Source organism: Acinetobacter modestus (assembly GCF_014636095.1).
Classification (GTDB): domain Bacteria; phylum Pseudomonadota; class Gammaproteobacteria; order Pseudomonadales; family Moraxellaceae; genus Acinetobacter; species Acinetobacter modestus.
On the sequence record NZ_BMDV01000006.1, the window covers coordinates 73,848 to 90,637 of the forward strand.

General features: G+C 33.6%; 13 protein-coding genes and 1 pseudogene. 7 read left to right on the top strand and 7 right to left on the bottom strand.

The features are described from left to right. Positions 1-107: 107 nt before the first annotated feature. The 6 genes and pseudogenes from IEV17_RS13440 (at position 108) to IEV17_RS13465 (ending at position 7,545) form a co-directional block, all read left to right on the top strand. Entirely contained in the window at positions 108-3,008 is a 2,901-nt protein-coding gene (locus IEV17_RS13440; RefSeq protein ID WP_004663612.1) for a hypothetical protein, read from the top strand. A 5-nt stretch (positions 3,009-3,013) separates the two neighbouring features. Then, positions 3,014-5,035 (top strand): hypothetical protein, encoded by a 2,022-nt coding sequence (locus IEV17_RS13445; RefSeq protein ID WP_004663613.1) that lies wholly within the window; start codon positions 3,014-3,016, stop codon positions 5,033-5,035. Positions 5,036-5,040: 5 nt separating this feature from the next. After that, positions 5,041-5,577 carry a hypothetical protein gene (locus IEV17_RS13450; RefSeq protein ID WP_004663614.1) on the top strand — a complete coding sequence of 179 codons (537 nt, stop codon included), beginning with the start codon at positions 5,041-5,043 and terminating at the stop codon, positions 5,575-5,577. Then, positions 5,577-6,947: a site-specific integrase gene (locus tag IEV17_RS13455; protein WP_004663616.1), complete on the top strand. Its 1,371-nt coding sequence runs from the start codon at positions 5,577-5,579 to the stop codon at positions 6,945-6,947. The genes IEV17_RS13450 and IEV17_RS13455 overlap by 1 nt, the downstream gene beginning before the upstream one ends. Before the next feature lie 89 nt (positions 6,948-7,036). After that, a pseudogene (locus IEV17_RS13460) lies at positions 7,037-7,153 on the top strand (IS5/IS1182 family transposase); the annotation flags it as partial. A gap of 149 nt (positions 7,154-7,302) precedes the next feature. Continuing rightward, positions 7,303-7,545 (top strand): hypothetical protein, encoded by a 243-nt coding sequence (locus IEV17_RS13465; RefSeq protein WP_004663618.1) that lies wholly within the window; start codon positions 7,303-7,305, stop codon positions 7,543-7,545. A gap of 208 nt (positions 7,546-7,753) precedes the next feature. Here the strand turns inward: IEV17_RS13465 and IEV17_RS13470 are convergent, their stop codons facing one another. From IEV17_RS13470 to IEV17_RS13490, 5 genes are all read right to left on the bottom strand, one after another. Continuing rightward, the gene (locus IEV17_RS13470; RefSeq protein WP_004663620.1) at positions 7,754-8,275 is read right to left on the bottom strand and encodes a Mov34/MPN/PAD-1 family protein; all 522 of its coding nucleotides are present in this window, start codon (positions 8,273-8,275) and stop codon (positions 7,754-7,756) included. Continuing rightward, positions 8,272-10,383: a ThiF family adenylyltransferase gene (locus IEV17_RS13475; RefSeq protein ID WP_004663623.1), complete on the bottom strand. Its 2,112-nt coding sequence runs from the start codon at positions 10,381-10,383 to the stop codon at positions 8,272-8,274. The genes IEV17_RS13470 and IEV17_RS13475 overlap by 4 nt, the downstream gene beginning before the upstream one ends. 60 nt (positions 10,384-10,443) lie before the next feature. Beyond that, positions 10,444-11,694 (bottom strand): CBASS cGAMP synthase, encoded by a 1,251-nt coding sequence (locus IEV17_RS13480; protein ID WP_004663625.1) that lies wholly within the window; start codon positions 11,692-11,694, stop codon positions 10,444-10,446. 2 nt (positions 11,695-11,696) lie between these two features. Next, positions 11,697-12,740: a CBASS cGAMP-activated phospholipase gene (locus IEV17_RS13485; RefSeq protein WP_004663626.1), complete on the bottom strand. Its 1,044-nt coding sequence runs from the start codon at positions 12,738-12,740 to the stop codon at positions 11,697-11,699. 293 nt (positions 12,741-13,033) lie between these two features. After that, positions 13,034-13,240: a helix-turn-helix domain-containing protein gene (locus tag IEV17_RS13490; protein WP_004663628.1), complete on the bottom strand. Its 207-nt coding sequence runs from the start codon at positions 13,238-13,240 to the stop codon at positions 13,034-13,036. A 93-nt stretch (positions 13,241-13,333) separates the two neighbouring features. Here IEV17_RS13490 and IEV17_RS13495 point away from each other — a divergent pair, with 93 nt between their 5' ends. After that, on the top strand, positions 13,334-13,813 hold the full coding sequence (locus tag IEV17_RS13495; RefSeq protein WP_004663631.1) for a hypothetical protein: 480 nt from the start codon (positions 13,334-13,336) through the stop codon (positions 13,811-13,813). Between the two features lie 269 nt (positions 13,814-14,082). On the opposite strand, the gene drt2 is transcribed toward IEV17_RS13495, so the two are convergent. Together drt2 and IEV17_RS13505 are read right to left on the bottom strand one after the other, a co-directional pair. Further along, positions 14,083-15,483 carry an antiviral reverse transcriptase Drt2 gene (gene drt2, locus IEV17_RS13500; protein ID WP_004663633.1) on the bottom strand — a complete coding sequence of 467 codons (1,401 nt, stop codon included), beginning with the start codon at positions 15,481-15,483 and terminating at the stop codon, positions 14,083-14,085. A gap of 389 nt (positions 15,484-15,872) precedes the next feature. Further along, positions 15,873-16,787 (bottom strand): GIY-YIG nuclease family protein, encoded by a 915-nt coding sequence (locus tag IEV17_RS13505; RefSeq protein ID WP_004663636.1) that lies wholly within the window; start codon positions 16,785-16,787, stop codon positions 15,873-15,875. Positions 16,788-16,790: the final 3 nt, after the last annotated feature.

Below are 16,790 nucleotides of genomic sequence, written 5' to 3' on the forward strand. Positions count from 1 at the left end.
TAACACTAAAACTTTTATTTCATATAGATAATATTCTTGTTTTTATTGAATTTATTAAAATTATAAGCTATGTTTTTCTTATTGAATATTACAAATAGAAAATAAAATTGAGCCTACCTCAAAATTGGGATGTATTGAAAAATGAATTAGAAGGTATTACATATGCTCATTTATGTAATTACATCAAAACATGCCCGGTTCATAAACAGCAAACATTGCTTAGTTGCTTGTCTATGTACATTCATCTTCTAAGTATTCCTTTAAATAATGGCGACAGTTCTGGTTTATACACTGCCTTGATGCAAATTCGAATTCATCTATGTACTCGATTACTTTTTGACTCTGCCAAACAGTACTATTTGTATATCCTTGACGTCATTTATTTCTTTCAGAGTGTTAACTATATTAGTAAGAGCTTTTTACCTCCAACCAAGATAGCGAACAAAACCGAATATGAATCACTAAAATTGGCTCCACTTTCTACTGAGATTTTAGAAAAAATAGCAACACAGAATAATAGTCAAAAACTAGCATTGTTAATTAAAAAACACTGCACCCCAGAATTAGAAACTCATATAAACAGTTATATGAAGACTTTAAATGAAAATGCTTTACAGAGTTTCAGGATGTCTGCAACATCTTTTTTTAGTTCAATTAAATCTGGTTATGAATGGAGTAAATCACAAACTTATATTGAGAATACGCTCGCTAAATACAATATAGAATTAAACCTACGATCAACAAAAGACAGGCCAACCTCAAAATCCCTATATTATAGCTTGTACAGTTTCTTTTCTTATTTACTTGACACTGGAAAAATTCCACGTGAAGTCGATTTACCGCTCTACCAACCTCGAGCGAGATCTTTATTTTCTGAAAAATTAGCTGACAAGAATTCTCGAAGATTAAATAAGTCCATCGATGTAATTAAATCCCATCTAAACCCTGAGTCCTATCGAATAATAGAAAAAGAAATAGGTAACCTTTGTAATGCTAGGTTTAAAATTGACGTTGCTAATGACCTAATTAAGTACATTGAGCTAATAAAAAAACCTATCAATAATCGTGACAACAAGCTAGTTTTAAATGAATTCCATACAATATCGTGTCACATTTCAAAAATATATGTTTTTAAAGGTGCCAAAAATAGAATAAACACTCTTGCAACAATAATTGAACAGGTATCCCGAGAAAGTGTAATACTACCTAGACTAACTACTGAACTTCGTTACAACGAACTAAGAAAAAATCAGCTCCCTAAATTGGCAATGCAGAAAATCGCTGTCAAGCTCTCTAGTGCAGAAGCTTTGGAGGAAGCTTTAAATAAATACTGCTCGACTAAAGTAAGACAAAGATTGCTTGATTTCGTCAATTCTTACAAACCTAAAGAGAGAAAAGCTTATCGAAAACCATTAATTGATTTTTTGAACCAAGTTTCGGACAGTTCAATGGATTGGGAAAAAAGCCCCGAAAAAATTCAAAGTGAGTTAATGAATTATAGAGATAATCTACTAAGCGAAGTTGATAGAAGCACTGCATACCAAAGGTATAACAACCTAACAAATGCATTAAAAGTGCTTATCGAGCACGGGCTACTGGCTTCAACTACATACATACCAAAAAATATAAAAAAATCCTCCAATGTTGAAAAGTATAATAATAATCCACTTATCTTGCAGGTTAATTTACGAGATGAAGAAAATCATCAACACTTTTCGAGCAGCAAGGAGTTTATAACCTTTGTTCAATCAAGTTTGTCGAATAACTTAGATTACCTAGTCACGGTTTCAAGAGAAATCATAGCAAGAGGATATGCTAAATATCTTAGTAAAGATGAAGTGATTTCTAGAAGTAAAGGAATTACAAAATTTAGTCCAGAAAGTAATTTTGAAAATCAACATCCAGTAGATTATTTTGATATTAAGTCTTTTAACATCTATCCCACAGAAAATAAAGTTGCGTATTTCGATTATTTTTTTGACGAATTAGTTCGCAATGAAAGGCCTCATAATATAGAAAACCTTAAATTTGGTACTGATATACTTGAATATTTTGGTTTAACCCCCTTAATTGCTTCTGCTATGCAAATTGTAATCACAGAAGAACTTGGATTTAATCCCCATTCACTCTATGAAGCAGCTATTTCATCCCCTCACCGGGGAGAGGTTTTCATTTTAGTCAATGATGAAGGCAGTGTCAGGGTAAAAGTTTATAAGAAAAGAGCAAAACATATTAGGCAGGTTTCAGCCAAAGGTAGCAATAAACCTTTGAACCAGCTACAACCAGAAGAAATCGACGCGGCGGCATGTTTTAAGATGGCTTTAGAGATGAGCGAAAGAACAAGAAAGTCACTGAACTCTAAGTACTTATGGACCTGCCTCTTATTAGGAACTCCTGCAGCTCTTCCTTGGTCAACTACCTTCCAAGGTGCTTTCAATAAAATAAGACACCTAGCATACGAAAAATCAGGCTCAGAAGAGTTAAAGGCTGCTACGTTAAAAAAAGTACGTTGTTCAAAAGGGGTGCTGATCTATCTTGAATCTAAAGGTGACACTTTGAAAGCAACAAACTATTTTGGAAATCAGGTAAAGACCGCCTTAAAGAGCTATATTCCAAAATATCTATCTGAATTGATATACCGAGTAAAAATAAGAACTTTTCAGAACATATTGCTTTATATGTCTCTGAGCGAACACGATAGCTCATTTGATATACTAAATTTAACTAAAGAATCATATATAGCCCGACTAGAACAAGCTTTCAAAAATCCCGATATGGGGGGACCACTTTTTTCAAAGTTAACAATACAGTCGACGATGTCGAAAGAAACGAGCCCGACTTATTTTTGTCTATCCCAAGAAAACATTATCTTGGCTTTAAAGTACATAAAAGAAGGTACAGACGATCAACTAAAAGCAGATTGTGAGGATGTAATTAGAAAGTTATCTGAAGGTTCAACTCATTTAAAAGACATGCTTAGAAAAGCGCACAAAGCATTGAAAGGTTGATAGATATGGGAAATTTAAACTTAACTCAAACCTCCTTGGCGATAGAACTTTCAGAACAAGACTGGTTAAAACTGGCTGAATCCGGGCAGTATCCAAAGCCAAGATGGATGCTGAATGATTCTATAGAAGACGATGAGTGGCATATTGCTAGAAATGGATTTGATATTCCCTCTTCACAACCATACAAAAGAGAAAGTTACCGGATACTATCATTTCATAAAGAAATTGCACTTGGTGAGCTCCTTACCAACGCACAAAACTCAGAGCTGCTACATGATTTAAAGATCAGCTTTCTTTATTTAAGCTTCAGTGACGCAGTCTCACGACCTCAACGGTTTTTAGATATTTTTAATTCGATAATAAGCTTAATTAAACATACAAATGAATTGAGGATTAATCAAGACAAACCAATTATTCGACATTTAAAAATGATTAGTTTCACTGATACTAATGAATATTTAAAATCCTTTGGAGTAACTGACGAACATTTTTCACACGTATTAAAAATATCTTCTCAGCAGAACAATAATTTATCAAAAAAGGATTGGCAAAAAATTCAATCAGAGCTATCAATTACCACTAGAAAAGTTATTAGTCTACAGAGCAAGCTAAAAAATTATTTAAGCAATAAAACTAATAACAAAGCTTCACATTATACTTCCGAATACCTTAATGCATCCAAGCCTTTCTTTGATGTCGAAACCGACATTAAACCTAAGGAAAAAACCATTTCAAACGAAATTTTGAAATTGGAGTTACTTTATACCAGTAGAGTTATTCAAAAGCATTCTTTTAATCATTCACCCCGAGAATTATTTTCTGACGGTCATTCCATCTTAGATAGTTTAAACCCACCCCAAAAAACAAAACTAATCCCTGCTCATATCGCACTTCATGCTATGTCTAACGCGCTATATTTTGTAAGACAATTTGGCCCTGAGCTTAGGGGTTATTTACATTCACTTTGGGCTGCGGAAAAAAATGCCATTGACGCACTAAAAATATCTCCATCACGGATATTTAGAAACACAAAAGTGATACGGGCGCATGCTTTCGCTAACACCTGTATGCCGGACGCACTACGAAAGGAACTAAAAATTACAACTTGGGAATATCAAGAAGCATTTAACAAACTAAATCACAACTGGATAAGAAACAACCTATCAGTTGAAGCAGCCATATTACTTTATGTTGCTTCCATGTGGATACTTCTAGCTAGTTTCACTTCTGGTCGAAGACAATCATTAAACACTTTAAAAAGAAACTGTTTCCGCTTATCACCTATAGATGGATTATTTGATATAACACTGAGAATACCGAAAAGTTCCGAAAGACTTGAATTAGAAGATGTCCATAGGCCTATTCCTGATTTAATATTTGATTATGGAATAGAATTTTCTTTATTTGTTACACAATTAGAAGAACGGCAAGGATACTTTTTTAATGAGCATGACGTGTATCTATTTGGCAAAGTACTTTCTTTGCATTCATCAAGCTCGTTCAATCATGCAAAACACCATATTGAAAAAACAGACTTTTATAAATTCCCATTAAGTGGAGATTCAATATACAAAGCACTGTGTTTTTTTCAAGATTGGTCTCAGTCTCCATTGATAGAGAACAAGAGATGGTATCCAGCACAGCACCAATTTAGAAGACTTTTCGCTGTTTTATACTTTAACTTTTCAGATGATAATGGTTTGGAGGAACTTTCATGGTTTATGGGACACTCGTCACTTGAGCAAACTTTTCACTATGCAGAAATTTCTCCGTCGGATGAATGGCTAGAAGAGGCTGAGATAGCAATAGCTAGAATCGGTTCTTTATTACATAAACAATTACAAGCAGACAACGCTATTACTGAGATAGTAAGTCAAGCAAAAAAGTCAACAGAAATAGTCGCTGTTCTAGAACCACTTATTAAGCAAATGATTAATGAGCATAAACAAAAAACAGGAGAAGAAGTTCGCTTTAGTAGAATTGATGGCAAAGATATATTTTTCTACTTCTGCAACCCCGGGAGGTAAATTAAATGCCCAAATTCATAACTGGAGAAACTTCGAAAGCAGTTTTAGCTGAAAAAGAAGCCAAGACTGAATCCCTATCAAAAAAAGCAAACTTGATAAGAAAGATTAGTAGTAAGAATGACATTTATCCCTCATTAGTAGTAAAGCGCAAAACAATATCCCTTTCCTCTGTTTTACAATGGGAAGACCATGAATTAGGGGTGATAAAATGTGTTTGGAATACCGCCCACGAGGCACATAACACACAAGTTCTAAAAGCACTGTTAGAAGCTATCGACTTAGCTAATTTAAATTTGATTAATGAACAGTCCGGTAAACAGGTTTCGACTAAAACTGGCTCTTCATCTATCTCAAAAGAAGACTTGAATTTACTCATGCTGGAAAATGAAGAACTTAGAAATGCGTTAGCAGAGGTTTACCGCGCATATATTCAAACACTCGAAAACATCAAAGAAGATAAGACTGTCAATGAAGTACTCCAGTCGCTTCTTAGAAACCAAGCTCTTATACTCGGCAAACAACGAATTTGGCAGTTAAAATAATGACAAGAGTCGTAATCGCAAAGAACCCGAATCTATCATTTTTAACTGTCGGTAAAAAAGGTGCATTTGAGGACTCAGTGCCTCTCCCTATAATCCTCAAGAAAATGGGACAATTCGATTGGGACGCTAATGAGTATTTAACACACTACGCTGGAGGAGCAAGAACCTATAATATAAAACCACTTGCAACGTCTGTGTCAAAAAAGGCTTACAGCTTAAATTTATTTTGTGATTTTCTGGAGGAAAGTAATACGGAATTGAATTACATAAATGATGATACAATGTATCGATATGTGGAGAGATTAAAAGAACGGAATATCACAGATGCAACTATAATTTCCCATGTTCGCACAGCTTTAGGATACGTTGTTCACCTCAATGTACGATATCCAAAATGGCATTTGGCTACAAATAAAATCAACCATAATACAAATTATAAAGTTCACTATTCTAATCACAAGTATATCCACGGTAGATTTGAAAAGAGCTATTTATCACATAGATGTCTTCATGGCCTCATCCATATAAAAACAGAAGCTGAGTTTGTTAGAGATCATGAATATTTAATGTGGTTAGATGCTATAAATTCGACAACGCTTCATCCAGAAGTAGATGATTTTTTAATTGCGAGATGGCAAGCCCTAGGAACTTTAATGGAAATAACTGGTTCAAGGATTTCGGAGGTAAGTCAAATCACAAAAAAAATGATACAAAATGCCGCTGCTGACATGTTAAATCCCTCAGTAAAACATATTATTAGAGACTTAAAGATTGCTAAAGGAAAGTACAAAGGAAAAAGTCGTAATGTCCCTGTGACCAAGGACGATTTGCAAGTCATTTTAATATACCTGAATAAAGTAGAGGAACGATTCCCTGATATTAAACATGATGGTATATTTGTAGATGCGAAAACGGGAGAGAAATTAAAACAATCATATCTTAAGAATTACGCGAGAAAAGTTATTAATAACTCACCCCATGCCCAAGCACTAAGACATATTGTGAACCATTCTTTTAGACATAGATATATTACTTTGAATATTGCAAAAGCAATTAACAAACTTTCTAAACAAGGAAATTTTTCTAATATACTCAGTGTCGCTGCAGAGGCGTGCAGAAAACTAACCATGCATGCTTCGGATAAAACCTTAGCACACTATGTTCACTTAGCATGTGAGATCAACCAGTACAACAACTTAGAAGATGAAAGTAATGAATCACTATCTAGCCATGTTCGTTCAAGAATAGCAAAGTTAGTCAATATATCGGACAGGTTTGAATCCTCCTCGTTAAGTAATTCCGATGCATTATCCCTCTTATTGAGTGAAATACACGAGCTAAAAAAATTAAATATCGCTACATTCAATTGAAGTGTTAAGAACGCTCTGACTTTGTGATTACAAACGGCTTTGTTTCACAAAGCTGTTTGTAAAGTCTGATTCAGGAATATAATTTCAGAATGAAGAAGCCTACACCTAAAATTTATCGTACAACCAACCGTTCCACATATATCCGAACTTTCATTAATCGTGGGAATATTGCCATTTGGTTTAATTCCAAAACACAATGGTATGCTCACGACCAAAAAGCTAGCATATCTTAGTTAGATGCATCGTTCACATTAGAATTTGGCCAAAAAAAACTCTATGCTTATAAGCATCAATCATTTTCTATAACAGAAATTGGCCATAGCATTGAAAATTAGCACTTATGGGAGTTTTAGATATGCCAACTAGAAAGCCAACATTTGAGCGTGATATCGCTAAAGCAGCTGCTTATATATTGCAAGAAAGCTTTATTAAAGCCGCCCATAGCGGAAAAGTACTTTACGTAGAGAATGATATTCTCTGGAGTAAGACTCCACATGGTCAACCAGTTTTCATTAAAAAATTGTCTGATCGAAATCCTAGTCTTTCCAAAAGAATTACTAATCGCGGAACGTTTAAAATTAAAAAACGGAATGTTTAGATAGTAAATAATTATAAATCAATACAGTAAACACTTTACCACTAATATTTGCATAATCTTACTAATTTAAACAAGGTAATCTTATGTTTATTTGAGCACCTGTTATTATCTTACTTGGAAGTTATTAAACTACGAGGTTAGCTTCTCCTCATAAGTACTTTTTAATTCATTCAAGGCACTTATCAATTCATCTATTTTCGAGATATTCTTACTGATTTTCTACCATGTGTATATTGTTCACTATAGAAGCTGAATAAAGGATATCTTGATGATAAATTCCTAGCCAGTCACTGTCAGTTCCCAAAATTAAGCAGATCATCTCTTTAATATTTTCTTCTCTAGATAGGTAATTATATGTTTTCGGCCACTCATTTTTATCTTTTGTAGAGGGTTTTGCTGTTATTTGGGGATGTGAATGCCACTCGCCTAAATATTGAAGGCTACCTTTGCTCTCTAAATGTAATTGGTCAACTAGTTCTTGATGACCGTCATTATTCCTTTTGCAAGAATATCTAGTTCGATTATCAGTTGGCATAGGAGGGGTGAATTTTCTAATAAAAAAATGTTTATCCTTTCGTTCGCCAATAATCACACCACAAGCTTCTAGTTGAGAGACTTCTTTTTGTCTAAAACAGTTAATTTGATCAAAAGCAATTTTATCTATGATAATAAATATCTCATCTCTAATCGTATGATCAATAATAGTTTTCCAAATAATAAGATCACTCATTGTGGCATACTACAACATGGGCAATCCGATGCTTTTGGAGCATCATTGGATATTATTTTACTACCTTGCCATCGTTCAGAATATCTTGTTCTATATCTTGGCGACAAAATGCCATTAACATAATCAAGAACAATATCAGTTCCTAGTGCTGCTGCTGACATGCTTGCAGAAACAGAATAAGGAGTGAAATCACTACATGCGGCATATGCATGAGTAGGTGTATTATTTTTTAAAGCATCATATTGCTCGAGGAAGACACTGCCTGCATTTTGTAAGCAACTTCGACACGCAAAATTAGAGGCTGAGTCTTTTCTATTTGGCTCACTCAATAAACCTTGTACACATTCACCATTATCTCTGATCCACAAATGTATTAAACATGGTTGAGGATAGTCTAAATTTAACCTCCATTCAGATAAAAGCTCACCTATGCTTGGTTTAGCTGTAGCATCAAAAATAATATCAGCCTCAGTTAAATCAAAACCATTTACTTTTGTGCCTATGAACTGCTCAATGGAGTTTTTGAAAGTTTTAATATTAAGTTGCGGAAGATCATTTTGAAGTTGATCTTTCAGTGCTTCTACTTTAGGACGACCTATGTAATTTTTACCTAAGAAATGTCGACCAATATTATCTTCAGATAAATTATCAGGATCAATGAGGATTAGTTCTCCTGTTTCAGATCCTGCACCAAGCCTAGCTAAGTTATGCGCGAGGTATCCACCAATAGCACCAGTCCCCACTACAACAATAGTTCGACAAGATAGATTTTCTTGTTCCATTGCCTTTATATTCCTATTAAAAATGAATTCTGCAGTAGTATTAATTGTACTTGTAGGCACTAAACCAATCTGTGCTAATAAACTTGAAGATTGGATATTTTCTAAGTCACTAGTTACTCCCAATAAATTGATTTCTTTAGATAGAGCTTTGTAGCTTGAGAACTCTTTTAATGGTTTAGGGAGTACTAAACAAAAAGAAAGAGGGATACCATCTATAAGAAGACAGCAATAAAACTCTCTTTTAGCACATGTATCTGATTGCCTGAATAACTCATAAAATAAGTCTTTCCATAGTTTTAAAGATGATCTTTGCCACACACGTAACCAAAATATTAAGTCTATTAACCTAAGTATAGGTACATCTTGGCTGACGATATGATTTTTACTTTCATGGACATTTGCTTGATAATCAAAAATTCTTCTAGAAAAAATTGCTAAACTCGGTAAAGGTTTATTACTAGATGGAGAGTTTAAAACTAGAAAAAGAGTCTTTATCTTTTGGAAGGTATCCTTTTCTTTAATTTTCCATGGAACAAAACTTATAAAGGATTCGTACTTAATAGTTGAACTTTCTATTAAGTGTACATATGAATAGGCGCTTAACACGTAAATATTGAAATGTTGTAGTAAATTATTTTCTTCTTCTGTTAATTCATCAGGTAGTTGATTTATCCCACTTTTTTTCAAGTTATTATTAATTTTTTCAAATAGATTATCTAATTCAGTCCTTTTAGCATAATTAAAGTCAATTTCACTGAAATGCAGAATATCACTTAATTGTGCCCACATAATGTTCAAGTCTCTTCTGATATCCTCATCACGAGAACTTACATCAACTAGTGACTCATTAAATAACTTAATACATTGTTCTAAAATCCATTCAAATATAGCTATAGGATTGGTTCTTGGTAGAGAAATTTCATTATGTAGGCTGTAACAGCATTTTATGTAGTATTGCGAACTTTCTTCCTCAGTGGCTAAGGGGTTGTAAAAAGGCATAGGTAAAAAGTGAGCTAATCCAATTAATTGTTGGAGTTCACTGCAAAGAGGGCCCTTTATATATACTTCAGGAAGAGAAATAAAGTTCCAATCAATAATTTGGATGATTATATCTACCTTAGCAATTTCATCATTTGGTAGAGGTATGTTTAATTCACCATGCCATGTATCGATGAATACAGGTTTAAATGTATCGGGAGAGATAGTAGATAAATGGATTGCGGAGGTCGGGCAAGGAAATAAAGAATGACAATAACCTTTAGAAGTTAGGTATGTACTAATGAGCTCTATTAGTTTAGTTCTTTGTTTTAATTGAGTTGGTAACACGACTACTCCAGTAAAACTATCTGCTACATATCCATGTAGCAGATAAGGGTCTATATATAATTAACCACTAGATTGAGATTTTAGTTTCACTGAACTATCGCGACGAATAGAAGGCGTCTGAAGAATATTGGAAATACTATCTTCAGAGTTCTGATTATCATTTCTTACTAGAGAAGTATCAGTAGGAATACGATTACCAAAACTAGCCGTTAAATATGCCAGAGAAGTAGATGGGCTTATTACACCCTGTTGGAGGGCTTGCATAATATTCTTATGAAGAATTCTTGCAGCCTGTGCATTCTCAAGTCTTTGAGATGCATTTGCTCTATTAAAATCTTCTGTTTCATGATCTTCCATATCTTCTACAAAGATATTATTTGCCAGAATAGTATCAAGATTTGAAGTTACTATAGATAATGCAAGATCATCACGTCCTGGGACATAAGTATAACTTTTAACTGCAGCAATCATTAAAACAATAGATGTTGGTCCTTTTTCTTCCCATTGTTGATCTCTCCATCCTTTAAGATAGCGGGCAATATAACGTAGCTGCCGACCTGCATTTGGGTATTTTTGGCATTGTTTTTTAAACCAATTACGTACTTTCTCACAATCAGAAGGGAACCAACTACCATCATCTTTAGCCATATGAATCATATCAATTGACTCTAAGTCTATCGGAGATTCGTTTTCAGAAATCTCTTCAAATAAAGCTGTGTCATAAGATTCCATTGAAGCTTTATAACTTTCAAATCTTTCTTGTAAAGACCCTTGAGCCTTTTGCATTGAGTCAGTTACTAATTGATGCTGGCTTTCTAGATGATTAAACATCTCATTGGGAACTGCATATAACGGAACATCCATATGTGCAAATTGAGCTACTCCACTAATGCGAATACAACTAGGTTTTTGCTCAACCTTCCAACCGTTATTCTCTTGAGAAAGATCCTTTAATGCATCATATGCCGTCTGAATATATCTTTTTGCTTCATCTGAGGAATTTGGTGTTTCATTTTCATTAAGAGTAAAGACGCTAACAGGAAGATAAGCACCGTAATCTAAATCAAGTTCTTGCCCTTTCTGTGGTTGAGCAGGGAGATTACAAGTTCCATAAGCAAAGGAGCCTTGTACACGAAATTTTGGTTTAATCCCGTATTCTTCTATCAGAGCTTGCTCCATTTTTTTTCTAACCTTTATCTGGCATGCTTTCAGCCTGTCAACAAGATTTGGAGGGGGTAATAATTTGGTAGCATACCCATCAGTAGTATCTTGATAAACTAAGTGTAGATTTGCAGATCGTTGATTTACCATTGTTAATTATCTCCCGAACTTTCAGTATTTTTATAAGGTCCATGAAACCATTCAGGTTGAGGTGCCAAATGTTTCATCATTAATTCAATTTTAGGATCTGAAACCGCTTTTTTAGATGAGGCATGTGCATTACCTATTAACGTTCGTTGTGCAGCAGAGTTAACTTGATCTAGAGCAACATATTTAGCCCCACTTTCCGTTAATAACTCATCTATGACATAGGCCATACCCTTATGTAAGTCCAGTCGATGTTCGGCTATTTGCCTCATTAATAATTGTTGACTAGATAAAGTTAAATCTATGATATTTTTCACCCCCTTAGGGATGTTGTAATTAGATTCAGCCCAATCAATCATTCCACCTTCATTACTAGTAGAATCATTAACTGTTCTTTTAGAGGATAATGTTCCAATTGACAAAAGCCTAATTGAACAAAGACCAACATTAAAATAATTGTCTGCTTCATGTAGCCCAATAATTGAAGGATCATTCGCACATAATCCTCCATCAACAAATTGTTGATCTTGATAGATATGTCTAGGGAAATAAGTAGGTGCCGCTGATGTTGCTAAAGCAACATCTACTAAAGACATTGTCCAGTCTCTTTTGAATTTCCAATGATGAGGGGTTTTAAATACAACAGGTTTACCTTCAGTGTAATTAATTGAAGGGATGATTACAGGATGAAGAGCATCTGCAAGAATTTTATTGCCAAACAAATGATCATTTTGTAAAAGAGTCTTTAAGCCATCAGCAGTATAAGGTGATTTACGGATACCAAATAATCTTTTAAAAAAAGAACGTTTTTTAAAGATTTCATGACCATGTTTCACAAACAGTTCCACTACATCTTTCATTGGGATTTCAAGTGAAACAGCTAAGGCAATGATTCCTCCTACAGATGTACCTGTAATCAAATCGAAGTGTCGGCCTATTGGTGTACCAAATTGTTCTTCTAGGTCAGCAAGAACTTGTGCTGTATATAATCCTCGGTAGCCACCACCAGATAACGCTAAAATTTGAAACGGCTTAGTTTCTATACTCATTTTATGTCCGCAATTTAATTATGCTATTCCTAACAGTGGCTTACTTATAATTTTATAAAATAAAGCCTACCGCATTTTTTTATGATGTGGAGTTTTTTTGTATGATTTCAAGTCATTTATTATAAAAAAACGATTTTTTATGTCAGGAGAGAGTAAAGAAAAATATAGTGTAAGAAAGACGATGCCCTAAAACCTTTCAGATGTACTGAGTGATTTGTTATTGAAACAATAGTAATCGATAGTTCTCTTAAAAAGTTAGATATGATTAATCAATGTTCTGAAAAACAGTGGTATCAAGGGAGTAAGTCTTTTGCTGATATCTCTAGAGCATTTGAAATTTCATAAAGCTTTTCAACAGTTAAGTTAACTTCACCACGTTCTATACGTCCCATATAGCTACGATCAATCCCACATTGAAGTGCAAGAGATTCTTGAGTGATTTTTTGTTGTGTTCGTCTAGTGCGTATTAATTGACCAATTACTACTGATAATTCTGACATTTGAAACTAATTGCTCAAAAAACAGAAATATCACCAATTGAGGACTATATATCCACGGATTATAATCCTCTTTTATGGTTAGGCAGTTAAGTTGTGAAGAAAAACGTTAAATTACCTCTGTATGATGAATTCTTAGAAATCTTTGATAACCATCAAATTAATAATTGGCGCGCAAGACACTTTTGGGAAAACATCAAACTTGAAAACTGTTATAAGAATAAGCGTTACAAAAACCAGATGTATGCTGGTTTGAAAGTGCTTTTAGAATGTAAATATTTGGAAATTGATGAGGAAAAATCAACTAAAACCTCATTCAGTTATAATGAAACTTCTCGCTTGAATGAACTGAGAGAACGACATAAAAAACAAAAACTGGAAAAAGTTTTTAATTCTAAAAAAATAGAGTTATCAGATCTAATAAAAGACAAAGAGAATAATATTAATTTTATAAAATCATTACTTAAAGATGATAAAACATTAGAAAAGTATTTTATTAAATACAAAAATAAAATTGAGATTGAAATTAAAAATATTAAATCAAACATTAATTTAATGGATGATTTTTTAAATTAAAAGATTCAATAATATAATGAAATCATAATATTAAATTAATATTTTTACGCTTGACTAAATTAGAGTGTGTTGACATTTACTGTGCAAAAAAATAGCGAGAAAGTAAAATTCAATCGCCAAACCAAATCTACTTCTCGCTATGCCTTGTACAATCCTGACTGCATATTCTTATCTAATTGATCACTCATTGGTATAGTAACTTGGACAATAGTTCTTATTTTACTTGGACATCTTTAAAACTGATTACTCGGAATTTAAGTATGACTCATTTACTTTTTTAGCTCATCATGGATGCGCTTCCAATGATTGGATAGCTGTTTCTTAACTGATAGATCATTCATCACTTCCGATGCTCTATATGTATAAGTTATAAAATTTCGTTGTTTACGAGCTAAATGGCTATACATTCGATAGATTTTTCTACGATAAGTTTTTGATTTATTTCTTCGAGCTTTATTTTTCGATGCTCTAATTTTGGAAATTAAACGTCGATAATAATTTGATAGGCTAGATGACCTGATCAAAATTTCTTGACCATCATATATAAAGCCAAGATATTGTAGAGGCTTGTCCACTTTAGTATCTATATCAATAGCTTGCAGCTTACCTGAAATACAAGTAAATTTTATTTTTTCAACCTTACTTGGATTTATCTTTAACTCCTTTCCTCCATGATTAAGCAATAGCTCTTCAAGCATTTTATAAACATCGCTCATTTGAATGTTCTGTGGAAAAACTAGAATAATATCATCGCAATAACGTCTATATATTCCACCCATATTATTCGCTAACTCACAACAATATTTGTCAAAGTCCAACATATAAATATTTGAAAGTATGGCGGACATAGGAGAACCTTGAGGAATTCCATATCTTTTCCCATCGATTTTATTTGGTTTCTGGATTAGGTATCTAACAACACCATCAGCATAAGTAACTTGTTTTTTTCGAATACTTCGAAAATCACCTAGGGCTTGGTAAGGCTTGCTAGTTTTTTTTCTCAAAGGATTTGGAGTTTTTTCATCTTTCTCTTTTCTTTTTGACTTATCGGGCCATCCTAAAGCAACCAGAGCTTCTTCTATATCTAAAAATGAGTAATTAGTTAAAGATTTAAAAACAATATAATGATCTTTAGATAAGCAAGGTACGCCATTAACACGCTGCCATTGTTCTTTCAGTATTCCATGATCTAAAGTATCAAAAAAGCTTGATAGATCAATTGTGAGTACATTACATTCTTTTATTTGACTGATCCAATCAAAAATCTCTTTAGCAAATTCAATGTTTGATTTACCCAATGGACGATAGGCTAATACTGAGTTTTGTAGAGGAGTATCTTTTATGAAATTTTCATATTTTTCAGTGAGAAGATGCGAATAATAGGCATAAATATAACCGTCTTGGTTAGCTGCATATCTTAAAGGTCGTTTTTTAGCAGCTCTACGACTTAAACCATTATGACTTTTAATTTTTCGTGTACGTTGTTCAAATCCGATAAAAGGTAAAAACCAATGTTTAACTACATTATCTGGCTGAGAAACAAGAGAATAAGCGTCTTGAGCATCAAGTGGTGTATCAAAATGAATTCTTGATTTAGGGATTTTCTTATTCTGAACTCTTAGAATATGTTTTTTATCATAGATTTCATTTTTATATTTTTCAAAATTCAATGCTAATCCCTATTTAGCAGATCCGTAAGGGCTTGTGTCGCGTCCCACGTTACGCCCTTACGGAGTCTTTAAACTTTGATCTGAAAATGTTCTTACTTCTTCAAATCCAGCACTAATTTTACCGAAAAACATCTTCGGATAACGCATTAACTTAATATGCTATACTATTGGAGCTAGTATGATGAACAACTGTGTACTGATACTATTGGAACAACTTACAACCTTGATGGTTCAGTTCTTTATTACAATATTTCTCAATAAACTGCTGGACAGTTCAAACTGCATCCCTCTGCGAGCTGGATAATATCCACTCCAAAGGCATAGTGAATTTACACAAAAAATTTATTAAAATCAATACATAATTTTATCACTATCTTTTGAGAATACCACTATCTCAACTCAATCTCTTTCTTAAACTTATTGTATTGATAACCCATGATCTGCCCATTTACTAGCAACTCAACGGCTTGCTGAATTACTTCTAAAGGTGCAATAAACCACTCTTTCGGTTGATGATTTTTACCATCTTTATCTGCGACCAATAAATCAAAGCAAGATTCACCAAAAAAGGCATGTAAGTAATATTCAAATTTTTGTGGATTAATATTGAAAGCTTGATATTCAGCAATGACTTCAACATCAGCCATCAAATAAGTCGGCTCTTTTTTTGCATTCGCAATACGTTTTTCAACAGTTGTCGTGGCGAAACCAATTTTGTAAAGATGATCGTATGATTGGATACGTGGATCTGTACTTTTAGATTTCAGAATATAAATATAACCTGTCGATGTATCATCTTCAGTGATACCGCCAAAATTAGTATAAAAGTTAGAGTTTTCTTGTTCGTTGGTCTCTGAAACAATGCGTCCATCTTTATATAATGCTTTAGCCAATGAACGGTACAGCATGGTTGATTCAGTTCCATTCTCAAAGATAGTACGTGTTCGACCATCTTTACGAAAACGTTTACCATCAACTGTTTTCGCTTCGGAAGTAAAATTAATATCTGCTAAATAAGCTAATAAGCCGTTTAAAACATAGTAATTACCTTCAACCAGTTGATAACCCTTATCATTAAAGGGTAAGAGCTTACGTTTCCCTTCTCGAAGCTCTCTGTGAACATTTTTAAATAAATGCTCAAACTGATCAAAGTCCTTACAACGTTTACGTTTAGCAACTTCATCCGCTGCTGCACGTTGGACAAGCACATGCTTAATTTTAAAGATGTCACCATCTTTACCATCATCAAGCAAACCTAGATCATCATCGTTAAAAATATCTTCAAGTGATTTAATATCTGACATATC